The 22791-nt window shown below is 59.9% G+C and carries 21 protein-coding genes; 10 read left to right on the forward strand and 11 right to left on the reverse strand.

Annotated elements, in window-relative coordinates:
- Positions 1–60 precede the first annotated feature (60 nt).
- Positions 61–975: an N-acetylglucosamine kinase gene (locus CQ015_RS12285; protein ID WP_105650240.1), complete on the forward strand. Its 915-nt coding sequence runs from the start codon at positions 61–63 to the stop codon at positions 973–975.
- On the opposite strand, the gene CQ015_RS19400 is transcribed toward CQ015_RS12285, so the two are convergent.
- Together CQ015_RS19400 and CQ015_RS12295 are read right to left on the reverse strand one after the other, a co-directional pair.
- Entirely contained in the window at positions 958–1449 is a 492-nt protein-coding gene (locus CQ015_RS19400) for a hypothetical protein (RefSeq protein ID WP_258133664.1), read from the reverse strand. The genes CQ015_RS12285 and CQ015_RS19400 overlap by 18 nt on opposite strands.
- Before the next feature lie 83 nt (positions 1450–1532).
- Positions 1533–2870 carry an MFS transporter gene (locus tag CQ015_RS12295; protein WP_105554175.1) on the reverse strand — a complete coding sequence of 446 codons (1338 nt, stop codon included), beginning with the start codon at positions 2868–2870 and terminating at the stop codon, positions 1533–1535.
- A gap of 154 nt (positions 2871–3024) precedes the next feature.
- Between CQ015_RS12295 and CQ015_RS12300 the strand changes: the two genes are divergently transcribed.
- The 6 genes from CQ015_RS12300 to CQ015_RS12325 all read left to right on the forward strand — a co-directional run bounded on the left by CQ015_RS12300 (position 3025) and on the right by CQ015_RS12325 (position 9202).
- On the forward strand, positions 3025–3783 hold the full coding sequence (locus CQ015_RS12300; protein WP_105650214.1) for a DUF4303 domain-containing protein: 759 nt from the start codon (positions 3025–3027) through the stop codon (positions 3781–3783).
- Positions 3784–3885: 102 nt separating this feature from the next.
- Entirely contained in the window at positions 3886–5556 is a 1671-nt protein-coding gene (gene purH / locus CQ015_RS12305) for a bifunctional phosphoribosylaminoimidazolecarboxamide formyltransferase/IMP cyclohydrolase (RefSeq protein WP_105650215.1), read from the forward strand.
- A 122-nt stretch (positions 5557–5678) separates the two neighbouring features.
- On the forward strand, positions 5679–6782 hold the full coding sequence (locus CQ015_RS12310; protein WP_105650216.1) for a GTP-binding protein: 1104 nt from the start codon (positions 5679–5681) through the stop codon (positions 6780–6782).
- Positions 6779–6901, forward strand: coding sequence for a type B 50S ribosomal protein L36 (gene ykgO / locus CQ015_RS12315; RefSeq protein ID WP_096289084.1), 123 nt, complete (start codon positions 6779–6781; stop codon positions 6899–6901). Before CQ015_RS12310 ends, ykgO begins: the two co-directional genes overlap by 4 nt.
- A gap of 248 nt (positions 6902–7149) precedes the next feature.
- On the forward strand, positions 7150–8367 hold the full coding sequence (locus tag CQ015_RS12320) for an NRAMP family divalent metal transporter (RefSeq protein WP_105554171.1): 1218 nt from the start codon (positions 7150–7152) through the stop codon (positions 8365–8367).
- Positions 8368–8395: 28 nt separating this feature from the next.
- The gene (locus CQ015_RS12325) at positions 8396–9202 is read left to right on the forward strand and encodes a putative hydro-lyase (RefSeq protein ID WP_217990442.1); all 807 of its coding nucleotides are present in this window, start codon (positions 8396–8398) and stop codon (positions 9200–9202) included.
- 70 nt (positions 9203–9272) lie between these two features.
- On the opposite strand, the gene CQ015_RS12330 is transcribed toward CQ015_RS12325, so the two are convergent.
- The 8 genes from CQ015_RS12330 to CQ015_RS12365 all read right to left on the reverse strand — a co-directional run bounded on the left by CQ015_RS12330 (position 9273) and on the right by CQ015_RS12365 (position 18163).
- Positions 9273–10373: an adenosine deaminase gene (locus CQ015_RS12330; protein ID WP_374955693.1), complete on the reverse strand. Its 1101-nt coding sequence runs from the start codon at positions 10371–10373 to the stop codon at positions 9273–9275.
- A gap of 128 nt (positions 10374–10501) precedes the next feature.
- Entirely contained in the window at positions 10502–11017 is a 516-nt protein-coding gene (locus tag CQ015_RS12335; RefSeq protein ID WP_105570048.1) for a Clp protease N-terminal domain-containing protein, read from the reverse strand.
- Positions 11018–11225: 208 nt separating this feature from the next.
- The gene (locus CQ015_RS12340; protein ID WP_105554169.1) at positions 11226–11669 is read right to left on the reverse strand and encodes an HD domain-containing protein; all 444 of its coding nucleotides are present in this window, start codon (positions 11667–11669) and stop codon (positions 11226–11228) included.
- Positions 11670–11676: 7 nt separating this feature from the next.
- Entirely contained in the window at positions 11677–12363 is a 687-nt protein-coding gene (locus tag CQ015_RS12345; RefSeq protein WP_096289074.1) for a GntR family transcriptional regulator, read from the reverse strand.
- Positions 12364–12403: 40 nt separating this feature from the next.
- Positions 12404–14140 carry a biotin carboxylase N-terminal domain-containing protein gene (locus CQ015_RS12350; RefSeq protein ID WP_105570051.1) on the reverse strand — a complete coding sequence of 579 codons (1737 nt, stop codon included), beginning with the start codon at positions 14138–14140 and terminating at the stop codon, positions 12404–12406.
- Positions 14137–15747 carry a carboxyltransferase domain-containing protein gene (locus CQ015_RS12355; RefSeq protein WP_105650218.1) on the reverse strand — a complete coding sequence of 537 codons (1611 nt, stop codon included), beginning with the start codon at positions 15745–15747 and terminating at the stop codon, positions 14137–14139. The genes CQ015_RS12350 and CQ015_RS12355 overlap by 4 nt, the downstream gene beginning before the upstream one ends.
- Positions 15744–16502, reverse strand: a complete 759-nt coding sequence (locus CQ015_RS12360; protein ID WP_105554166.1) for a LamB/YcsF family protein — start codon at positions 16500–16502, stop codon at positions 15744–15746. Before CQ015_RS12360 ends, CQ015_RS12355 begins: the two co-directional genes overlap by 4 nt.
- Positions 16503–16705: 203 nt before the next feature.
- Positions 16706–18163, reverse strand: a complete 1458-nt coding sequence (locus CQ015_RS12365; protein ID WP_258138390.1) for an MDR family MFS transporter — start codon at positions 18161–18163, stop codon at positions 16706–16708.
- A 150-nt stretch (positions 18164–18313) separates the two neighbouring features.
- Here CQ015_RS12365 and CQ015_RS12370 point away from each other — a divergent pair, with 150 nt between their 5' ends.
- Complete coding sequence (locus tag CQ015_RS12370) at positions 18314–18925, forward strand: TetR/AcrR family transcriptional regulator (RefSeq protein WP_096289066.1); 612 nt, start codon at positions 18314–18316, stop codon at positions 18923–18925.
- Positions 18926–19131: 206 nt separating this feature from the next.
- Complete coding sequence (locus tag CQ015_RS12375; RefSeq protein ID WP_096289064.1) at positions 19132–21354, forward strand: NADP-dependent isocitrate dehydrogenase; 2223 nt, start codon at positions 19132–19134, stop codon at positions 21352–21354.
- Positions 21355–21450: 96 nt separating this feature from the next.
- Here CQ015_RS12375 and CQ015_RS12380 read toward each other — a convergent pair whose 3' ends face one another.
- Positions 21451–21879, reverse strand: coding sequence for a hypothetical protein (locus CQ015_RS12380; protein ID WP_146112491.1), 429 nt, complete (start codon positions 21877–21879; stop codon positions 21451–21453).
- Positions 21880–22162: 283 nt separating this feature from the next.
- Between CQ015_RS12380 and CQ015_RS12385 the strand changes: the two genes are divergently transcribed.
- Positions 22163–22774 (forward strand): maleylpyruvate isomerase family mycothiol-dependent enzyme, encoded by a 612-nt coding sequence (locus CQ015_RS12385; RefSeq protein ID WP_105650219.1) that lies wholly within the window; start codon positions 22163–22165, stop codon positions 22772–22774.
- Positions 22775–22791 lie beyond the last annotated feature (17 nt).

A 22791-nucleotide genomic window follows, 5' to 3' on the forward strand; every position in this document is an offset into this window, starting at 1 on the left:
AAGCGCGATGAAAAGCTAAAGCCGGGTAAGAGCCCGAAGAGACGGCAGACAAAGGTCACCATGGAATCGACGCACGCAAGTAAATCAGCACCGCTTCGACTGATCGCGCTCGATATCGGTGGAACAAAAACGCACGCGGTGCGCTACCTGGACGACCAGATCGTTGCAGAGGTTCGCACCGGCAGCGCCAACGTGCAAAACGTCAGCCTGGACGAAGCCCGGCAGGCGCTACGCGAAGCGTTCGCGGAACTCGGCGAACCGCAGGTTGATTTGGTGATTGCAGGTGCCGGAGGGATCGACACCGACGCCGATAGCCTGGCGCTGCGCAAACTCATCGAACCGTTTGTTCCGGATGCTGAGGTCAGGGTGGTGCACGATACGCGGCTGATCCTGGCCGCCGGGCAATCTGACCTGGGGATCGCGGTCATTCTGGGAACCGGGTCAGCGATTTGGGGTCTGAATTCCGCCGGGCAGACCGCACGGTACGGGGGATGGGGTTACCTGCTGGGAGACGAAGCAGCGGGTTACTGGTTTGGCCGTGAGGCGGTACGCCACGCCCTGGATGAGTTCAACCGAGGTCGGCGCGAGTCGGCTCTGACCTCGTCGTTGCTGGAACATGTCGAGTGCGCGAATCCCGAAGAGCTCATTGGGCTCTTCCACAAGCGAAGTTCGCGTGAATACTGGGCCCGGTGCGCACCGCTAGTTTTCCAAGCTATTGCGTCGGGGGATGCTGCGGCCGAAGAAATTCTTCAGCGGGCGATCACCTTTGTGGTGACCAAGGTATGCGTTGTCGCCGGCCAGCTGGGAATCTCCGCTCCCGTGGTGCTCGGCGGTGGGGTAATCGAGCACCAGCCCATTTATCAAGAGCGCCTCCGCGCGGCACTGGCCGTCGAAGGTTTCGAGGACCTTCGCTTCTTGGCCCGAAGCCCGGTGCACGGGGCGGCATTCCTTGCCGGCCTAGCGGATGATCGCTAAGGTTTTCACGGGAATGCTGCACGAAGCGCGAACGATAGCCAGCCCGCCGTAAATCCGGTTGTTCACCCCGGTGTCATCGCACCAGTCCACCGCGTGCGGAAAGGCGCTGATAGCCGCCTTGCCAAGTTCCATGTCCTGCGGCACTTCGAAGGTGTAGCTGAACTTCCCGGCATCGCCCATGGGTTCGGTGGTGTGGATGACTTCGATGCCTTGCGCATCGGTGACGCTGATTTCCACCTGGGCTTGAGGTCCGTAGCGAGGGTCGCAATCCGCATCTGGTGCCGAAATTTGCACCGGATCTCCGCGCTGCGCGGTCCCTTGGGACAGCGAAAATTCCGGCGGCATGCAGGCCGAATCCGGCCGGGTGTCCGCGCTGCAGGAGGCCAGCGCTCCCGCCAGGGCGCCCGCGAAAATCAGCGGGAAAGCTACCCGGCGCGTGACGCCGAGCGGCCGCACAGTTCCGAGCCTAGGCATGAGCTCACAATACCTCGGTAAGCGAGGAAAAAGTCGCCTCGTCCACTACGAAGCATTCGTGCTCCCTTTGGCTTGCGCAGTCCCTAGCGAAGGTCGCGCCCGCGGGTCTCCGGGGCGAAGCGGGCCATGAACAACACCGCGAGGAGCACCAAGAAGGTAGCCCCGGCGAAGAGCCAGGGCAGTCCGACGATCGGCCAAAGGGCGGCGAAGAGCAACGGACCAAAGCCCGCGGCAAAGCGGGACATGGTTGAGGCCCAGCCGAAGCCACTGGCGCGCAGTTCGGTCGGGTACAGCTCGGAGACGTAGGCATACAACACCGGAATCGCCACCTGGACCACAACGCCGAACACCAGAATCCAGGCCACCGCGGTGGCCGGTGCGTCCAGGCTGACGGCGACCACGATCAGCACGATCCCCGCCAGTGGTGCGGAGATGCCGAGCAGCCATTTGCGGCCCACTCGCTCTACGAGCAAGGCGGCGATCAGCACACCGACCAGACCCATCAGGGCCATCACCGCGGTGGCGAAAAACGAGGCGGACTGCGCCATGCCGGCCTCGGTCAAGATGGTGGGAAGCCAAGTCAGTGCCAGGTAGTAGACGAGCAAGACGGTGACGAACAACAGCCAGCTGGTTGCCGTCAGCTTGGCCGAGTAGCGCCACAGCTCCACGACCTGCTCCCACCAGCGTGGTCCCTTGCCAGATGGGGCCGCCTCGATGACGTAGTCCCGAGGTGCGGCACCGGTACGCTGCACCAATTCATCGATGACTTGTCGGGCTTCGACCTCGCGTCCCTTGGCCGCGAGGAACAGCGGGGATTCGGGCATCTTCAAACGCACCAGAAACACCATGAAGGCCGGAAGGATCATCACCGCGAGAATCAAGCGCCAGTTCTCGGCAGTGGCCATAACCCACCCGGAAACGAAGAAGGACAGTGCCGCGCCGATGGGCCACCAGCCATCCATTGCCGTGAGCACCCGTCCGCGCAGTTTTGCCGGGGTGAATTCGCCAACCAAGGCGTAGTCCACCGGAATGCAGCCTCCCAAGCCTACTCCTGCAAGGAAGCGGAAGGCGACAAAGAAACCAAAGTTAGGGGAGAGCGCGCCAAGCACGGTGAATATCGAAAACATCAGCAAGGTCAGTGAGAAGGCATTTTTGCGACCGTATTTGTCCGCGATTCCTCCCCATAGGAAAGCGCCAAGCGCCATGCCCACCAGGTTAGAGGTTCCAAGCAACGCGGCCGTGGGGCGGTCCAGGCCCCATTCGGCGGCCACCAACGGGATGAGCGCACCGTTCAGGGTCACGTCCCAGGCATCAAACATGAAGCCCAGCCCACCAATGATGAAGATGGTGCCTTGCACCTTCCATTTGAAGGGCAGCTCCTGCACAATGTGCGTGCCGGAGGGGAGTGTGGCAGTTGGCACTGTCGTTGGCCTTTCCTAGGATCGGCCACATAAAGTGCGGCACGCTTCGCGTCGAAGCATACCGAAACCTGTAGCTTCAGCGCATCTCATTACGCCTTTTGCACGGCTTCGTCAAGGCCTGTTGCGCGGGGCCCGAAGGGAGTATTCTCTGGTCATGGGAGTAGATTGGACCGCTCTCGAAGAGGCGATACGGGTGGCTGCCCTTCGACACGCGGCGGAAGTGATTGCCGAACACCCGGAACAGAACTTCTATGCCATTGCCCTGCATGGTGTCAGCACCTCGGAGAGCGAGAACATCGCAATGCCGCTGCTGGCATTAAATTCTGTTGAAGCGCTCGAACGCGATCGCCAAAGCGAATCTCGGGACTTACTGGTGGAACGCGGCGAAGATCTCGACGAGGACGACAACTACGAGGATCGTTCGGACGCTGATCTTCAGGGGCAGCTCAGCGTTGAGCATGTCACCGAAACCGAGGATGAGTTTCAAGACTCCGCGGATGAGACCGATGAGGCAGATGAGGACGAGGACAGCGAAGATCTCGATGCCGTCCTGAGCGCCATCGAGGCAGATCTCGAAGACGACGATGGCGACAGTTTCTACTCAGATAAGTGGGAACCGAGCGATTGGCATTGGTCCGCTATCGATCTATGCCAAGACCCGGCCGCGCAAATCTGGTCGGATGCGATGACGGATCTGGCTACCCGCGAAGGGTGGGAGAGCACAATTAAGCGCTATTATCACACCCTCGTTGCCGTCGCTCAGTCATTGCGTGAGGAGCTGAACGAACGGACAAAGGTCGACTTGGTCGCCTATGTTGCCGACGACGATCATGCAGAAAAACTGCTCGAACTCTGCCTGACACCGCAGCAGCTCGTCGAGCATTTCCCGCAGCTGGAGCAACCAGTTCAGTAGCGCTGACATGAACTGAAGAATCGCCTGCTTCCGGCGCTAGAATAGGGGAGGCGACCATTGGTTGCCCGCCCCTTTTCATCTCACCGCCGGGAGAGCATTTTCGTGAGTAAGACCGTCTTGGATCGTGTGGCCATCCGCCGCGCCTTGATTTCCGTATACGACAAGACTGGCCTGGAGGAACTGGCCGCCGGACTGCACCAAGCTGGCGTGCAGTTGGTCTCCACCGGTTCCACCGCCAAGAAGATCGCGGCAGCAGGGATTCCAGTCACCGAGGTAGAGCAGGTTACCGGCTCCCCGGAAATGCTCGATGGCCGTGTGAAAACCCTGCACCCGCGCATCCACGGCGGCATCCTTGCCGACCGTCGCGTGGGCGAACATATGGACACCCTGTCCGCCATGGATATCGAGCAGATCGACCTAGTCGTGGTGAACCTTTACCCATTCGTCCAGACCGTAGCCTCGGGAGCCAGCCAGGACGAGGTTGTCGAGCAGATCGATATCGGAGGACCTGCCATGGTCCGCTCGGCTGCGAAGAACCACGCAGCGGTGTCCATCGTGGTGGACCCAACCTTCTACTCCAAGGTCGTCGAGGCCGCCGCAGAGGGCGGCTTCGATCTGAAGACCCGTCAGCGTCTGGCGGCGAAGGCTTACGCCCATACCGCGGCGTACGACACCGCAGTGGCTTCTTGGACCGCCAGCCAGTTCCTTGACGAGGACGGCGACGGTGTTATCGACTGGCCAGCCTACGCGGGCGTAGCCCTGCAGCGTGCCGAAGCGCTGCGCTACGGTGAAAACCCGCACCAGCAGGCAGCACTGTACGTTGACGAGGCGGCCCCAGCCGGTATCGCTCAGGCGGACCAGCTGCACGGTAAGCCGATGAGCTACAACAACTACGTGGATGCCGATGCGGCGCTGCGCGCCGCTTTCGATTTTGAGCAGCCCGCGGTGGCAGTGATCAAGCATGCCAACCCCTGTGGCGTTGCGGTCGCTTCCCCGGAGGCGGCCAATCCAATTGCCGAGGCCCATGCCAAGGCGCATGCCACCGATCCGGTGTCGGCTTTCGGCGGTGTCATCGCCGCTAACCGCACGGTGACCAAAGCAATGGCCGAAACGGTCAAGGGCATCTTCACCGAGGTGGTCATCGCACCGGACTTCGAACCAGAAGCAGTAGAGATCCTCTCGGCCAAGAAGAACATCCGCCTGCTGGCATTGCCAGAGGGCTACGCGCGCAACGCAAACGAGTTCCGTCAGGTTTCCGGCGGCATGCTGGTGCAGGCCAGTGACAAGATCACTGCTGCCGGTGACGACGTGGCGAACTGGACCCTTGCGGCCGGCCCGGCTGCCGACGAGAAGACGCTGGCTGATCTTGCCTTCGCTTGGCGTGCGGTGCGTGCGGCGAAGTCGAACGCAATTCTCCTCGCCAAGGACGGTGCAGCCGTGGGTATCGGCATGGGCCAGGTCAACCGCGTCGACTCGTGCAAGCTTGCAGTCGAGCGCGCCAATACCCTTGGCGTGAAGGTTGAATCCGGTGCAGATGCCGCCGGGGGCGCGGAAAACGTTGACGGCTCCGCTTCCGAGCAACGTTCCGAAGGTGCCGTTGCCGCCTCGGATGCGTTCTTCCCGTTCGCCGATGGCCTGCAGATCTTGCTTGACGCCGGCGTTAAGGCTGTCGTTCAGCCTGGTGGTTCGGTTCGTGATGAGGAAGTTGTCGCCGCGGCAAACGCTGCTTGCATCACCATGTACTTCACCGGAGCGCGTCACTTCTTCCACTAGGAATTTTCCACGGTGCGGGCCGCCAAATCATCGATCATTGATGATTTTGGCGGCCCGCTGCCGGTTAACACGAAGTATTCGTTATTTATATTGAGAATCATTCTCATGTAAACTCGAGCCTTATGAAGCTTATTTTTGTCTCATCTTTGGAAGTCCACTGCCGAGATGTCGCTGTCAGTCGACTGCTTGGGAAATATCCCGAGGCGCTGGTTATTGGCCACGATCTGCTAGAGGGCAATCGTGTCCTGCGCCGAGTTGAAGGAAAGCATAATGCTACCGAGCGCGCCGAATCCGTACTCGAGCACGGTTGCATAGGCTGCGCTGTGCGCTTTGAAATTCTCCCGACGCTGTTGCGCCTGCTACCTGGGCGCGAAGATGCCGTGGTGATCCAACTGCTGCCGGCTACTTGGCATAGTGATCAGGTCTTGGACATAGTGCGTTCCGAGCTTGCGGGGCGTGGGGTCACAATCGACCACGTGGTCCTCGCGCTGGACCCGGCCGCGACGGAAGACCAGTTCTGGGATCGAAGGACCCTGTGGGAGTCAGGCTTCAATGCCATGCCAAATGATGAGCGAACCGCAGGGGAGTTCCTGATCCGTGAACTCGCGCTGGCCGATAGCCTGATGCTCGTTGAAGGAGTGAGCGTAGAGCTTCTTGGCGAATCGGCTGAGCATCTAAAAGCTTCCGGTGAGCAATACGAGCATGGGGCGAGGCTGATCGCGGAATTAGCGCCGCATGCGGCGCTCAATTCAGGCGCAAGCGAAGTTGATTTGGGTGATTATGACCAGCACGAAGCCCTTCTTAGGTCTCGCCCCGGTCATTTCTCGCATGGCGCGGGTGATTCGGAGATCGCAGATTCAAAAATTCTCATCAGAGTCGAGCGACCACTTGATGCCGACCGTTTCCGCGAGGTGCTGCCGGAGGTAGTCGCAACCTGCATGTGCGTTCGCGGGACGCTCTGGATGGCAAGCTGCCCCGGCGTACGTGTTGCGCTCACCGGTACTGGGCCACGGGTCTGGATGGAATCAACCGGGGCATGGGAAAGCGACGTTGCTTGCACTCATCTGGAATTGACCGGCTCGGAGCATTGCGAAGCTGAGGTCAGGGCGCTCTTGGAATCCTGCGAACTAAGCGATGAACAGCTTCTGGCCCTGCATGGCGCTTCGAGTGCAACTGGGCCAGATCAGGAGGAGTCGGATATATGGAGAAGAGGTGAAAGCGTATGAAGGTTAGAAATTCAATCCGAGCACTGAAGAAGGTGCCCGGTGCTCAAGTGGTCCGCCGTCGCGGCAGGGTCTTTGTGATCAACAAGAAGAATCCAAGGATGAAAGCGCGTCAGGGCTAGTCATGCTCGCTCGGCACCTCGGCTCGCAAAAACTCTGAAGTTGTGTTTTTCGCGGGGCGAGGTGTCGTATTTTAAGAATTCTTGTGCCATTGTTTGTGTACACAGTTACAGGTCAACCGCGGTCTCTGGGAAATTCGGGAAGAGGATTGTTGAACAACCTCTTGTGCAGATTGTTGAACAACCTGTATTCTTCTGTGAGTCACCAAGACTTGTGACCGCAGTCACCGCAACCTGTAATGGATGGAACCATGGCACATTCAGAGACTCAGCCGCAGCTCAGCAGTAGGGCACGGCGCACAGCCCTTATGGGCGCCATGTTCCTCATGGCAACAAGCGCAATCGGGCCGGGGTTCATCACCCAGACCTCGGAATTTACGGTCAAGCTAGGAGCGTCCTTCGCCTTCGCGATTGTCGTTTCGATCTTGGTAGACATCGCAGTTCAGCTGAACGTTTGGCGAGTTATCGGAGTCTCCGGATTGCGCGCCCAGGAATTGGGCAACAAGGTGCTTCCCGGCGTCGGCTGGTTCCTTGCGGCGCTGGTATTTATCGGTGGCATGGTCTTCAACATTGGCAATATTGCCGGCACCGGTCTTGGCATGAACGCGATGATGGGCGTTGACCCAAAAATAGGTGGCGCAATTTCAGCGGCAATCGCCATTCTCATCTTCCTATCGAAGAAAGCCGGCATGGCACTGGACCGGATCGTGGTACTCCTCGGGGCGATCATGATCCTGTTGATGCTCTACGTTGCAATCATTGCTGCCCCGCCGGTTGGCGAAGCGCTGAAGAACACCGTGATGCCGGAAAACATAGATTTCTTGGTCATTACAACGCTGATCGGCGGCACCGTCGGTGGCTACATTACTTATGCCGGTGCGCACCGCATGATTGACTCCGGCACTTCGGGTGTCGAGCATGTCAAGGCCGTTAGCCGCATCTCGGTTGTCAGCATCATCGTCACAGGTGTCATGCGAGTATTGCTGTTCCTCGCCATCTTCGGCGTCGTTGCCGGTGGCGTGGCCTTGACCAGCGACAACAAGGCCGCCGAGGCCTTCGGCGCAGCAGCCGGAGATATTGGACTACGCACCTTCGGCGTCATCCTCTGGTCCGCCGCGTTGACTTCCGTCATCGGAGCCGCCTACACCTCGGTTTCCTTCGTCACCAAATCGGTGACCAAAGAACGCACACGAAATCTGATCACCGTGGCGTTCATCGCCGTATGCGCCGCAATCTACCTATTCCTGGGCCAAGCCCCACAGACCTTGCTGATCTTCGCCGGCGCCTTCAACGGATTGATCCTCCCCGTTGGCTTTGCGGTCCTGTTGTGGGTGGCTTGGCGCCGCCGAGACTTGCTGAACGACTACAAGTACCCGGCATGGCTGTTGATTATTGGCGCCTTGACTTGGCTCTTGACCATTTACCTCGGATGGATGTCGCTCACTGGCCTGTCAAAAATGTGGGCCTGAGCTCGCGTCTGAGATCTAGGAGAACTTCATGATCCCGCTCGAACCACATCGCGACGAACGTGCCAGTATGGCCCCGTCAGCAGCCCGTAAACTCTTTCGGCAAGGACTGAGCGTACCCACCGCTGGGTATGCTGCCGGATATGCCCAAGCGAATCTGATCATCGTGCCACGCGAGCTGGCCTTTGAGGTACTACTCTTTGCCCAGCGCAACCCGAAGTCTTGCCCGATTCTAGGGGTACTGGAAGCGGGCCAGACGAGCAACGAATTACTGCCCGATGGCGATATTCGCACCGATCTTCCGAAATACACGGTCTACCAAAACGGCCAGAAAATAGCCGAACCTACGGATCTGAGCGAGTATTGGCGAGATGATCTGGTGACTTTCATCGTGGGGTGTTCATTCACCTTCGAAGCGGCCCTGATTGAAAATGGCATAGGCGTTGCCCACATCGACCAAGGTGTGAACGTGCCTATGTACAAGACGAACATTCGCAGCGCCTCGGCCGGGAGTATTTCCGGACCGATGGTCGTCTCCATGCGTCCAATACCGGCTTCTCAGGTAGCGGACGCCGTGCGTATCACTTCCCGCTACCCAGCGGTACACGGAGCCCCGGTTCATGTGGGCAATCCCGAAGAAATAGGCATCACGGATCTGGGCAAACCAGACTTCGGAGATGCACTCACCATTCCGGACGGAACCATTCCAATTTTTTGGGCATGCGGCGTGACCCCACAAGCCGCTGTCATGGAATCCCGTCCTGTGCTGGCTATCGGACACGCCCCCGGGCATATGTTAATCACCGATGCCAGGGACTCGATGTATCAGGTGCCGTAACCCCCAAAGTACGAGTACCTGTTGAGTCCAGTGCCGCGATTCCATCCCCAAGGAATCGCGGCACTTCTAATTAACGCGGCTCCGCGTCCGCCTGTAATTCGAGCCACGCATCAACCTCGGCTACGCGAGCCGCTTTTTCTCCCGCTTCGAGGAAAGATCCGTCAAAGGAATTCCGGGCCAGCGTAGCCAGCTGCGAGGCAGTCAAGGAGAATTGTTCGGTGATGGCCGAAAAGTTGGCATCCATATAGCCGCCGAAATAGGCAGGATCATCCGAATGGATGGAAACCTTCAGCCCAGCTTCGAGCATCTGAGGCAACGGATGATCTGCCAGGGTATCCACTGCACGCAATCGCACATTCGAAAAAGGACATACCGTCAGAGGCACCTGTTCATTGACCAAGCGTGTCACGAGCTCAGGGTCCTCCAAGCAACGGATGCCGTGATCAACGCGCTCAACCCGCAACAGGTCCAAGGCCTGACGGATATAGTCAGCTGGCCCTTCCTCGCCCGCATGGGCCACCAGATGCAAGCCGTGCTCGCGGGCGTAAGCGAAGACCTCAGTAAAGAGCTCAGGAGGGAATCCAAGCTCGGAAGAGTCCAAGCCGATTCCATCGATCTCATGCTTTTCGGAAACAATCAGCTGCAGGATTTCCATGGCAGAGGCTGCCGGGGCGTGTCGCCAGAAACAGGCAATGAGCTTATGAGTCATGCCCCAACGCTGCTTGGCTTCATCAAGACCAGCACTGATTCCGGAAATCACGTCGGACAGTGTCAGCCCGCGTTCCAAATGTGCTTGGGGATCAAAGAACAGTTCAACGTGACGAACACCAGAATCGTGTGCTCGCTGCAGGTAGGCGCGAGTGATTTCATGGAAATCTTCGCTGGTGCGCAGCACGGCCATATTCGCGTAGAAAAGATCAAGGAAGGACTGAAGGTTATTAAAATCGTACTGCTCCCGCAGCTCCTCCACCGACTGGTAGGGCAGAGCGATCCGATTCTTGGCGGCAAGGGCAAAAATCGTTTCGGGCTCTAACGAACCTTCCAAATGGATGTGTAGTTCGGCTACAGGCAGTTTCAAGTCTTGTCCTTTCGGAAAATGAACCAAAGTATGGCTGCTTCGGTCCGTCGCAGCAGCGGCGCAAGGAAAATATGCAGTATCCGTGGCGGACAAACTCCACTCAAGTTGCTCTGGCCACGTACTAATTGACCTGCTAGCCGTTTCTAACGATACTCTCCAAACAGAACGCTGGGCCCAAGGCATGATGAGGTGGCGATCACCCAAGTGCTGGAAGGACCGGCTTAGCTGCCGGTTTGAGATTCACCAGAATTACCAGACCAGAGCCTAATGAGTTCCTGACGAATTCGGTTGGGAGTGGTTCCCAACCTTTTGAAGGCTTTGGACGCGATGCCTTCGCTACCGCGAAGCAGCCCCAATAAGAGATGCTCGGTGTCGACCAAGTCATGGCCTAGCTCTTTGGCCTCGTGCAGCGATAGCTCTAAGAGCTTCTTTACATGCTTGGTGATCGGCAGCTCGCCAGTAATTCCGGACTTCTCGTTGCCTGCCAACGCGTTGACCTGCTCGCGCACATTTTCGTAGGAGATGTTCAGGGCCTCAAAAGTTTTGGCAGGAATACCATCAGGTTCTCGCACCAGAGCGAGCAGGAAATGCTCCGTGCCTAAATGGTCGTCGTTTCGAGCAGTGGCTTCTTGCTGTGCCAAGACAACGACAAGCCGTGCTCGATCGGTGAATTTCTCAAACATGTCGGCACGGTCCTTCCCACCTAGTACTTCGATGCTACGCGCTTCACGGATCATGTGAAGAGAAAATGCCGTGCAGATTTTCAACGAAACAGCGTATTCGCGAGCACGGCTAGGGGCCTCTGCAACCGTATTGAGGACAGTTTTTGGTTAGCGATTTCCGCACACCAAGTCATCGGCACAGCCCGGACATTAATCTACGACCGGCTATGCCGGTCCCATAACCTGGTATACCTCAGGACTGGACGACCAGGCGCAGACGCACTTAGCTCGCCAGCAATGAGTGGACGTACGCGTACTTTTCCGCCAACCGGGTTCGTACCGCGTCCTCAAGCAGCGCAGTGCGTTCCGGGGAGGTATTGTCCGCGAGGTCGGCGTACTTGACCATGAGTCCGATGGGGTTTGCCCGGACCCGGGCACAATAATCTTCGATTTGTTCCCCTTCACGTTTGGTCACCGAAATGACAGCATCGATGACCCGCTGCGGGATCCCAGCAGACAGAAGATCCGAGGAAGTGACCGCGCAATCTTCAAGGACGTCGTGTAGCCAGGCCACTGCGACGGCCTCTTCGCTACCGCCTTGTTCACTAACGTTGGCCGCCACGCGAGCAGGATGCGTAATGTAATCCGCGCCTGACTTATCGTTTTGCCCTTCGTGGGCTCGACGTGCAATCGTTTCGGCCAATGCAGGCAAAGAAGACTCAGGCATAGCGCTCCTAGATCTTTTGAGATGACTCGTAATGGTCGAGAAGTTCGGCTTCCGCGGTATCCAGGTAGCCCAGTAGGGTTTGGGCTGCTTCGTTCCGTTGGCCGGAGGCCAGCAATTCAACAAGTGCAGCGTTTCGTTCCACATAGTGCGAATGGAAATCTGGGGCATCACTCATCGAATGGAAGACCAAGCGCATTTTGGCGAGAATTCGGCCCATGAGTTCGAGCAAGTGAACGCTCCCGGTGGCTCGCACCACGGACTCATGAAAGCGTTGATTGGCATCAGCCATGCCCGGAACGTCATGCGCTTTGGCCGCGGCGCGCGCCTCGACGATCGCCTGGGCCAGTGCCGGGACATCCAAAGCGGGCCCCCACGCAAGCGCTGCGGGTTCGATGGTGCGACGCACCGCGTAGATCTCACGGATGTCTGCGGCACCCGGGGACGACACGAACACTCCACGGTTTGGAATTCGCGTGATGATCAATTCACTGTCCAAGAGCGTGAACCCCTCGCGGAGGGTATTACGTGAGACTCCCAGCGCGTCGGCCAGCGCCTGCTCCGACAGCTTAGAGCCTGGCAACAGCCGCCCCTGGGCGATTTCTTGGCGCAACGTCGAGGCCACCCAGGTGCTGGTATGCGCATGGGTGGATCCGCTGCCCAGCGGAATCGAAGTGTAGATCTCGTTCACGCTCATTCCTCTAATCTAGCCAGTGCTTCGCAGAATCCCGCATTGGCTAAGCAATGCTTCCCAATGACTCACCACGATTAATTGCCTGTCCCGGGTTAAACGATGCCGCGGTGAAGACTCCATCGCGATGCGCGATGACCGGTGATTCCATTTTCATTGCTTCCAAGACTGCCACCGTCTGGCCTTTGGCCACCGGGGTTCCGTCCTCGACCGAGAAAGAGACCAGATTTCCGGACATGGGGGACAGCAGTGCGTCGGCGTCGACCACCGAAGCCTCGCCTCCGCCTGCCCCATCCGAGGCGGAACCACCGTGGCGGATGGCGTGCACCAGCGCGGCAGGCAGGCCCAACGCCATCGCCTTGCCGTCTAGATCGATGGTGAGCACTTCACGCTCACCGCCGACGGACGTGGTGGCGATTTCCTCGCTATTTGCCAGTTCCTCGGCGAAGTCCGATTCGATCCAAGTGGTGTAGACCTTAAAGCCTTGCTCGGCGGTGAAGTCTGGATGCTTGGCGACGGCCCGGTGGAAGGGCAAAACCGTGGGAACACCCTCGATGGTGAACTCCGCCAGAGCCACCTGGGCGCGGCGCAGAGCCTGCTCGCGAGTCGCACCATGCACGATCAGCTTAGCCATCAGCGAATCATATTGCCCGGGAATATTCGAGTTGCTGCGCACCCCGGCATCGACACGAATTCCGGAGCCGGTAGGGACCTCGAACCGGGTCACGGTCCCCGGGCCGGGCAGGAAACCACGGGCCGGATCTTCGGCGTTGATGCGGAATTCGAAGGCATGGCCTACCGGCTGCGGATCTTCCTTCAAAGACAGTTCTTTGCCCTCGGCGATCCGGAACTGTTCGATGACCAGGTCCACTCCGGCAGTCTCCTCGCTAACGGGATGCTCAACCTGCAAACGGGTATTAACTTCCAGGAAGGAGATGAGTCCGTCCGGCGCAACCAGGTATTCGACGGTTCCTGCGCCTACGTAGCCTGCCTCCCGGCATATGGCCTTGGCCGACTCGTGGATCTTGGCACGCTGCTCATCCGAGAGGAATGGGGCTGGCGCTTCTTCGACGAGTTTCTGGTGACGGCGCTGCAACGAGCAATCGCGAGTACCCACCACGATGACATTGCCGTGCGTATCGGCGAGAACCTGTGCCTCGACGTGGCGCGGCTTGTCCAGGAATCGCTCCACAAAGCACTCGCCGCGGCCGAAGGCGACGGTGGCTTCACGGACCGCCGATTCGAAGGCATCCTCGATTTCTTCCATGGTGCGCGCAACCTTCAACCCGCGTCCGCCGCCTCCGAACGCCGCCTTGATGGCTACCGGCACGCCATGCTTCTCGGCGAAGGCGCGCACCTCGGATGCGTCGGCCGCTGGTGCATCGGTACCGGGCACCAGCGGGGCACCGGCGCGTACCGCAATTTCGCGCGCCGTCACCTTATTGCCCAATAGCTCAATAGCTTCAGGGGTTGGGCCGATCCAGATCAGCCCGGCCTCGATGACTGCGCGGGCAAAGCCGGCGTTCTCCGAAAGGAACCCATAGCCCGGGTGGACCGCGTCGGCCCCGGAGCGGTTGGCAACGGCGATGATCTTGGAAATATCCAGATAGGTTTCGGCACTCGAAGTCCCACCCAGCGCGTAGGCTTCATCGGCCCGGCGCACATGCAGGGCATCCGCATCGGGATCGGAATAGACGGCAACCGATACCAAATTGGCGTCGGCTGCGGCGCGGGCAATACGAACAGCGATTTCGCCGCGGTTGGCGATCAAGACCTTTTTCATGCCTGGGATCCTTCGGTGCTTGGGGTGGATTCGGAAAGTTCAAAACGAAGCTGTGAGCCTGGCGGCAACTGTGCCGCGGCGGATAGATCCTCGGCGATGACCGTGGCGATCACCGGGTAACCGCCGGTGACCGGGTGATCGGCCAGGAACAGCACTGGCAATCCCGAGGGAGGTACCTGCAAGGAGCCGAGCGCGACGCCTTCGCTGGAAAGCTCGCCGGAGCGAACGCGTTCAAGCGCGCTGGCGTCCCCTTCCGCGCCCAGCCGCACGCCGATGCGGTTGGACTCGCTGGTGACCAGCCAGCGCTGGTCCAGTAGTTTCGCCAGTCCGGCGGGGCCGAACCAGTCATCGCGCGGGCCAGCCTGGACGCGCAGAACATAGCAGCCCTCGGCATCTGGCCGGGGCAGGGTGCTCGGTTCGCCCTGTCCCACGATTTGCAGGTTCTCCGGCAGCGATACCGGCAGGAAGCTTCCATCCATCAGTGGAGCCGGACCCACCCCGGAGAGCGTGTCGGTGGACAGCGAACCCAGAATTCGGGGCAGCTGGATCTTGCCTCGAATCGAAAGGTAGCTGCGCAATCCGTTCCCGGTGGGCTCCAGATCCAGGCGCTCGCCGTCCAGCAGGGCGAAGGGCGCGTCCATGCAAACCTCGCGTTCGGCACGGAGGTCGTCGCCGGCCGCCGGAGTGATGACCAGCCTCGCTTCGGCTCCGCACACCGCAAGGACCTGGTCGCCGTGGGCGAGCAGGCTCATCCGACCGGTCAGGTTTTCGATGCAGGCAGAATCGGCCGTATTTCCAACCAGCCGATTTGCCTGATGCAAGGAGGCGAGATCGGCGGCGCCGCTGGCCGGTACGCCGAGCCCGCCAAAGCCCTGCCGGCCGGTGTCCTGGAGCAGGCTCTGCAAACCCGAATCGAGAATGGCCAATCCGGTACCCGTTGGAGCTTCGGTTTCGGTAGCGGCCGAGGCCGCCGTTTTCACGGTCAGCGCTTGGCGTGAGGCAATAAACTGCACACGGTCCTGCGGGCGGATGAGCGCCGGATTTTCTCGACCCAGATCCCACAGCGCGACATTCGTATGGCCGATCAGCTGCCATCCGCCGGGGGACTGGCGTGGGTAAACGGCCGAGTACTCACCGGCGAGGGCCACGGAACCGGTGGGCACCTGGGTACGGGGGCTCTCGCGGCGGGGAACCTGCAGGTCGGTGTTTTCTCCCAGAAGATAGGCGAAACCGGGCGCGAATCCGCCGAACGCCGCACGCCACTGCTGGCCGGTATGCGCGTTGATAACTCCCTGGGCCCCAAGGCCGGTGAGCTCCCCGACGGTTTCCAGATCCGCACCGTCGTAATAGACCTCGATGGTGACAAGTTTGCCCGTAGTTGCCGCTGCCGTGTTCAATGTCAGCTTGGGCAACAGCTGCCTGGCCTGCCGGGCCTGTTCGACGTTTTCGAATTTCACCATGAGCGTCGCGGCGGCAGCTAGGACGTCGCGTTGCCCAGGCAACGGTTGGGCCTGCAACAGGGCGTCGAGGGAAAGGACGGATTCGAGATCATCCAATTCGACGAGCACATCGTGGCTTCCGGCGGCGTGTACCGCGGTGATGCTCATGCGAAGCTCTTGATCTGCACGCCGGCCGATTCAAGTCCGGCGCGGACCGCGGCCGCCATCGCGACCGATCCTGCGGTATCGCCGTGCACGCAGATCGACTCGGCTGGCATCTGGATAATCGAACCGTCCACCGCCTTGATGGTCCCCTCGGTGGCCAGGCGGATCATGTTTTCGGTGACCAGCACGGAGTCGTGGAGCACGGCGTTCGCCTCGCGGCGCGAGACCAGGGTGCCCTCGGGGGTGTAGTTGCGGTCGGCAAAGGCTTCGGCGACCGGACGCAGCCCGGCGGCCTCGGCCTTGGCCAGTGCCACCGAACCGGGCAAGAGCAGCACCGGAAGATCGTCGCCGAACGCTTTAATGGCGTCGATGACGGCTTGAGCGTGGACCTCATGGTGCACGATGGTGTTGTAGAGGGCGCCGTGCGGCTTGACGTACTTGATGCTGGATCCCGCAGCTCGGGCCAAGCTCTGCAGTGCGCCCAGCTGGTAGAGCACGTCATCGGCGAGTTCGGTAGCGGAGCAGTCGAGGAATCGACGACCGAACCCGGCAAGATCGCGATATCCGACATGTGCACCGATGGTGACGCCCGCGGAGACTGCAGCGCGGCAGGTCTGCGCAATGCCGGTGGGGTCCCCTGCATGGAAGCCGCAAGCTACGTTGGCCGAGGAGACGGATCTGAAAATGGCCGCATCGTCGCCCATAACCCAATTGCCAAAGGATTCGCCTACGTCGGAATTCAGGTCGATGCATGTCATTTGTGATCCCCGTCTCGCTGTGCCGTTTATCTAAGCATGCACCAAAAATAGAGATTGTTCAACAATCTTTTGACTGGATCGTAAATTTGCTGTGCGGGGCGGGGTGCGGCCGAAGTGAAGGCAATCGTTAAAAGAGCGCGGGGTTCCGCAGCCACTGGCTGCTGAACCCCGCGCAATTTTGCCCGCGCTTCGGGCAATCGTGGCTAGCCGCGCTTTTCAACCTTCACGAAGAGGGAAAGCACCACGCCGGCCGTGCCGAGCAACGCACCAACGATGAAGGCAGCGTGGGCGCCGGCAAACAAGGCTTCGGCAAGCTCGGCGCCCTCTTGGAGCTTGGCGTTTGAGAGCGCCGTCAGCACGGTGATGAAGATGGTGGTGCCGATGGCACCGCCGAGCTGCTGGCCGGTGTTGAAGATGGCCGAGCCGTGGCCGTAGAGGCGTGGATTCACCGAGGCCATGGCCGAAGACATCAAGCCGGTCATGAGCAGTGCCAGGCCAATCGAGAAGACGCTGTGACTGAGCATGAACATCCATAGCTCGGTCTCGGTGGTGACCGAAACGTACATCCACTGTCCCAGCGCGAGCATGATGGCACCGGGGATCAGCACCGGGCGTGGTCCGTGCCTGTCGTAGATGCGACCAAAGATGGGCGAAACGATGGCCTGGGCCAGGCCGCCCGGCAGCAGCATCATGCCGATTGCCAGGGAGCTGATGCCCTTGCCGGATTCGAGGATGATCGGAACCATCATGATCGAGCCGAGCAAGGTGCCGAAGGCGATCATGATCATCAGAATTGCGAAGGTGAAGGTTCGCGAGGTGAACGGGGTGAGGTTCAGCAATTCCTTGCCCTCGCGGGTCAAGCGAATCTGGCGCCTGATAAATAGGGCCAGGGAGACCAAGCCGATGGCGAAGGTTGCCACGGTGAGCAGCATGTCTTCGCTGGCCTTCTCGATGGTGGAGATTCCGTAAACAAGCAGACCGAATGCAAGCGCGGAAAGAATCACGGAGATCACGTCAACGGGAAGTTTGCGCGTATTCGACGGAAGCTTGAGGAAGATGATGCCCAAGGCCAGGATGATCATCGATAGCGGGGCCATCAGGACGAAGATGTAGTGCCATCCCCAAGCGTGGACGATCGCGCCGGATACGGTTGGGCCGACTGCCGGTCCGACGGAGATCACGATGGAGTTCAGGCCCATCACCGCGCCGCGCTTGTGCATTGGAATTAGCGTCAAGGTGGTGGTCATCAGCAACGGCAAAACGATCGCGGTACCAATAGCCTGGATGATTCGGGCGGCAAGCAAGACGGCAAAGCTCGGGGCGAAGATGGCGAGCAGCGTGCCGATGAAGAAGCTGGACAGCGCGAAGATGAACAGCGAGCGGGTGCTGAAACGCTGCAGCAGGAAGCCGGTGGTGGGAATGACCACGGACATGGTGAGCAGGAATCCGGTGGTGAGCCATTGGCCGGCCGCCGCCGAAATATTCATGTCGGACATGATTCCGGGCAACGCCACGGTCAGCACGGTCTCATTGAGGATCATCAGGAAGGCGGCAAGTGCCAGTGCGCCGATGATTCCGGTGAGCTGTTTCGTGGTCAGTTCGGGTTTCTCAGGCCGCGGAGGGGCGGACTCGGCCTTGATTTCGGTGCGCTCGGAAGTCACGGATTCCTCTTTCTAGGTGATGTCAACTTTCAAATTCTGTCACAGAGTGACAGAATTTCGTAAGAAGAACTGGCAGACTGTGACAGGAAATAAGTTTTCGCCGTGCGGTCATGGGACGATAAATGCACGCAGAATGACAGGGGGAGCTCAATGGGAATTCGTGACGAACGCAAAGCCGCGACCAAACGGGAGATTCAGGCCGCGACCCTCGACCTTGTCGAAAGCTTGGGGCTAGAGGCCATCACGGTGGCGCGGATCTCCGAACGCGTAGGGATCTCGGACCGCACCTTCTTCCGCTATTTCGATTCCAAGGAATCCGCTATAGTTCCGGGCCAGCGAGAACTGATCAACGCGCTCGTCGCCGCCGAAATGACCCCGGGAAGTTCCGCCGCAGAAATTTTTCACGCACTGCTCGAAGTGTGCCGCGGGCACTTCAGCGTTGAAGTCAGGCACCATGAATTCCGCAGGATCTCAAGGCTCATGCTGCAGGATCCGAAGCTGCTCATGATCGCCACGCGGCGTGAGCAGGAACTGGTCGTAGCGCTGAGCCAATCGTTGATTGACCGCGAGCTGCTGGATTCGATCCAAGCCCTGCTGCTTGCCGAAATGCTGGCGACTACCTGGCGCGTTGCGTGGCAATGTTTCGCCCATGAAGAACGGGCGGGAATTGATTCAAAGCCTGCTGAACTTTTTGAGAAGGCGGTACTGGGTCTGGCGCAAATCGCTTCATTGCCCGCTCCGAGCGCCGAAAAGACGCCATAGCCCGCTTTGAGTTATTGCGCATTAACTTAAATGTGACGAACTGCTCTACCGTTATTCATCCCGGCATTTCGGGGCTAAACGCTGTGCTGCCCGGGGAAATCTGGGCACCCAAAAGTGTGGTGCAGGCTAAAATCAGGTAAGTTTGGAACGTTGAGTTTAGGGCGGTTAGCCCGCTTCCGCACGACGTTCAGGGAGACGCCACACCTATGGCCAAGATTATTTACACCCACACCGACGAAGCCCCGATGCTGGCAACCCACTCGTTCCTGCCGATCGTGGAGGCCTTCGCGTCGACCGCCGGTGTTGAACTTGAGACCCGCGACATTTCGCTGGCAGGACGCATCATCGCCACCTTCCCGGACTACCTCGCCGAGGAACAGCGCATCTCCGATGCCCTGGCAGAGCTTGGCGATTTGGCCAAGACCCCAGAGGCAAACATCATCAAGCTGCCGAACATCTCGGCTTCCATCCCGCAGCTGAAGGTCGCCATCGCCGAGCTCCAGGCAGCCGGCTACGCGCTTCCGGATTACCCGGAAAACCCATCCTCGGATGAGGACACCGACGTCCGCGCACGCTACGACAAGCTCAAGGGCTCGGCAGTGAACCCTGTGCTGCGCGAAGGCAACTCGGACCGCCGTGCGCCGTTGAGCGTGAAGAACTACGCACGCAAGTACCCGCACTCCATGGGTGCCTGGGCAGCCGACTCGAAGACCAATGTCGCCACCATGTCCGCCGATGACTTCGCCTCGAACGAGAAGTCCGTCGTCATCGACAAGGACAAGAGCATCTCCATCCGCTTCGTGGGCGAAGACGGAGAAGTCAAGGTTCTGAAGAAGCCATTCAAGGTCCTCGAAGGCGAAGTCATCGACGGCACCGTCCTGCACGTGGCGGCACTGTCCGAATTCCTGAAGAACGCAGTGGCCCGCGCCAAGGAAGAAGGAGTGCTCTTCTCGGCACACCTGAAAGCCACCATGATGAAGGTTTCGGACCCAATCATCTTCGGACACGTCGTCAAGGCGTACTTCGCCGAACTCTTCGAGACCTACGGCGACGAGCTGGCAGCAGCCGGCCTGAACCCGAACAACGGCCTGGCGGCCATCATCGCCGGACTGGACGAGCTCTCCGACGACGTGCGCGCCGGTGTGGAGAAGCTGATCGCCAAGGGACTTGAAGAGGGCCCAGCGGTTGCCATGGTCGATTCCGACAAGGGCATCACCAACCTGCATGTCCCTTCGGATGTGATCGTTGATGCTTCGATGCCAGCAATGATCCGCCTCGGCGGCAAGATGTGGGGCCCAGATGGCAAGGAAGCCGAGACTTTGGCAGTCCTGCCAGATTCCTCCTACTCGGGCGTCTTCCAGACCGTGATCGAGGATTGCCGTGCAAACGGCGCCTTTGACCCAACCACCATGGGCACCGTGCCAAACGTTGGCCTGATGGCTCAGAAGGCCGAAGAGTACGGCTCCCACGACAAGACCTTCGAACTGGCGGCCAACGGCCACGTCCAGATCCTGGACGAGAACGACGCGGTCCTCATCGAGCACCAGGTCTTCGCCGGTGACATCTGGCGTGCCTGCCAGACCAAGGACGTTGCCATCCGCGACTGGGTCAAGCTTGCCGTGAACCGTGCCCGCGCCTCGGCCACCCCGGCCGTATTCTGGCTGGATGAAAAGCGCGCGCACGACGCGGTGCTGATCACCAAGGTCAACGAGTACCTCAAGGATCTGGATACCGCCGGCCTGACCCTCGAGATCCTGGATCCGATTGCGGCCACCAAGTACACCATCGAACGTATCCGCCGTGGCGAGGACACCATTTCGGTGACCGGCAACGTGCTTCGCGACTACCTGACCGACCTGTTCCCAATTCTGGAACTGGGCACCTCGGCAAAGATGCTCTCGATCGTTCCGCTGCTTGCCGGCGGCGGGCTGTTCGAGACCGGTGCCGGTGGTTCGGCTCCAAAGCACGTCCAGCAGCTGGTGAACGAAAACCACCTGCGTTGGGATTCGCTCGGCGAGTTCCTGGCCCTGGCCGCTTCCTTCGAGCACCTGGCCACCACCAATGACAACGCCCGCGCTCAGGTGCTGGCTGACACCCTTGATGCCGCGACCGGCACCTTCCTGTTGGAAGACAAGTCGCCAAAGCGCAAGGTTGGCCAGCTGGACAACCGTGGCAGCCACTTCTACCTGGCTAAGTTCTGGGCAGAAGAACTGGCCAAGCAGGACAAGGACGCTCAGCTTGCTGAGGCCTTCTCCGCAGTTGCCAAGGCACTGGGCGAGAATGAGGAAGCAATCGTTTCCGAGCTTGCCGAGGTCCAGGGCAAGGCAGTGGATATCGCTGGTTACTACCGTCCGGACGAGGCCAAGACCTCAACCGTAATGCGTCCAAGCGCCACCCTGAACAAGACGCTGGAACTGCTGACCAAGTAGTCCTAGCCGGCCAAAAACCGTGGGCACCAACTCGAAAGAGTTGGTGCCCACGGTTTTAACCTGAAGTATCTGAACTCGTGCATAGAGTTTCCAGGATCAGCCTTCGACCGCGGCAATCGAGATGGTCACTTCGCTGGCGCGCAGCTGCTGAAGCTGGAATGAGACGGCCTCGGCGTAGTCAGGAAGCTCGATCTCTGCGTACCTGACCGGGCTCTCTGGCGAGCAAAGAATCTCCAGCTGGCCTCGATTGTTCTCGGTGCCGCCAGCCCAGGGGATGTGTGTTGCTTGGTCCTGACCGTTGCACCGGACCGCAATCGAATAGCGACCGCCGGCGATAGCGCGGCCGATGGAAATTTCTTGATTATTGTTCTGAACAACCGTAGATAATACGGCGATCTCATGGCCCTGCAAGGACGGCGGGGCATCGTCGTTCGATCCAGCTGGCCGTATGTCACCTGTGGCATCGCAAGCAGCCAGCTGCGTCGCCACGGCAAGTGCCGCAGCCACGACTGCGAGAGGTCTCAACTTCAATTTCATTCCTCGCTGAGTTGGTTTCGGAGCAAGCCCACGAGGGGCCGCTTATTAGCCTAGCCACTAAAAGTAAAACTACGGTAGAGAGCTCCGGCGGTGTCCGACCGATTGAGCGGCGAACATACGTTGTCCAAGAAAGTGATGGTCTGTGCCTCCGAGCGCACGGGATGATTGCCCGCTGGCACATGGCGAGTGAACGCTTCCTCCAAGGTGTTGGCCGACGCTGTGGCACACCACGCGTGTTGTTTCGCGTGGCTCCAACTGCCAGACTCTACCTATGCAAGAAGTCTGGGAACTAGTACATGCCGAACGCAAGGCACTGATCGATGACCTGTCCGTCCTGAGCCCGGAGCAGTGGGAGCGTCCATCGATGTGCTCGGGGTGGACGGTTCACGACGTCGCCGCTCATCTCGTGAACAACGCGCGCACCACCACCCCTGGGCTGCTGCTCGCCATGCTCCGGGCGCGCTTTGATTTCGACCGGCAAAACTCAAATGGAGTCGCCGAGGAAAAGGGCGCGACTCCGCAACTGACCTTGCAGCGGCTGCGCGAGGTAGCTGTGCGCAAGAGCGGGCCGCCGGCCCCGCTCGCCAGCCGACTCGTCGAAGAAGTCGCCCATGGCGAAGATATCCGCAGGCCCTTGGGGATCACCCGCAGCTATCCGGCGCAGGCCGTCACCGCGGCTATTCGCTACCAGACCCGGACGAGCCAGTCCTTTGGCGGCGCGAAGGAACTGGCCCAACGCGTCAGCCTCGTGGCCGAAGATGCGGGCGTCATCTTTGGCACCGGACCCGAAGTCCGCGGCCCGGCGCTAGAGCTGCTGATGATCGCCACCGCCCGCGAGGCGCGCGAGGGCAGCCTCTCCGGACCCGGCATCGAGTTGCTTTAGTCGGGCAATGGCTTCGG

Source organism: Arthrobacter sp. MYb221 (assembly GCF_002979835.1).
In the GTDB taxonomy this organism is placed as follows: Bacteria; Actinomycetota; Actinomycetes; order Actinomycetales; family Micrococcaceae; genus Glutamicibacter.

Coding starts and splice junctions, on each gene's coding strand:
- CQ015_RS12285 (WP_105650240.1), top strand. CDS start 61: ATGGAATCGACGCACGCAAGTAAATCAGCACCGCTTCGACTGATCGCG.
- CQ015_RS19400 (WP_258133664.1), bottom strand. CDS start 1,449: ATGCCTAGGCTCGGAACTGTGCGGCCGCTCGGCGTCACGCGCCGGGTA.
- CQ015_RS12300 (WP_105650214.1), top strand. CDS start 3,025: ATGGGAGTAGATTGGACCGCTCTCGAAGAGGCGATACGGGTGGCTGCC.
- CQ015_RS12310 (WP_105650216.1), top strand. CDS start 5,679: ATGAAGCTTATTTTTGTCTCATCTTTGGAAGTCCACTGCCGAGATGTC.
- ykgO (WP_096289084.1), top strand. CDS start 6,779: ATGAAGGTTAGAAATTCAATCCGAGCACTGAAGAAGGTGCCCGGTGCT.
- CQ015_RS12320 (WP_105554171.1), top strand. CDS start 7,150: ATGGCACATTCAGAGACTCAGCCGCAGCTCAGCAGTAGGGCACGGCGC.
- CQ015_RS12325 (WP_217990442.1), top strand. CDS start 8,396: ATGATCCCGCTCGAACCACATCGCGACGAACGTGCCAGTATGGCCCCG.
- CQ015_RS12335 (WP_105570048.1), bottom strand. CDS start 11,017: ATGATCCGTGAAGCGCGTAGCATCGAAGTACTAGGTGGGAAGGACCGT.
- CQ015_RS12340 (WP_105554169.1), bottom strand. CDS start 11,669: ATGCCTGAGTCTTCTTTGCCTGCATTGGCCGAAACGATTGCACGTCGA.
- CQ015_RS12345 (WP_096289074.1), bottom strand. CDS start 12,363: ATGAGCGTGAACGAGATCTACACTTCGATTCCGCTGGGCAGCGGATCC.
- CQ015_RS12350 (WP_105570051.1), bottom strand. CDS start 14,140: ATGAAAAAGGTCTTGATCGCCAACCGCGGCGAAATCGCTGTTCGTATT.
- CQ015_RS12355 (WP_105650218.1), bottom strand. CDS start 15,747: ATGAGCATCACCGCGGTACACGCCGCCGGAAGCCACGATGTGCTCGTC.
- CQ015_RS12360 (WP_105554166.1), bottom strand. CDS start 16,502: ATGACATGCATCGACCTGAATTCCGACGTAGGCGAATCCTTTGGCAAT.
- CQ015_RS12370 (WP_096289066.1), top strand. CDS start 18,314: ATGGGAATTCGTGACGAACGCAAAGCCGCGACCAAACGGGAGATTCAG.
- CQ015_RS12375 (WP_096289064.1), top strand. CDS start 19,132: ATGGCCAAGATTATTTACACCCACACCGACGAAGCCCCGATGCTGGCA.
- CQ015_RS12385 (WP_105650219.1), top strand. CDS start 22,163: ATGCAAGAAGTCTGGGAACTAGTACATGCCGAACGCAAGGCACTGATC.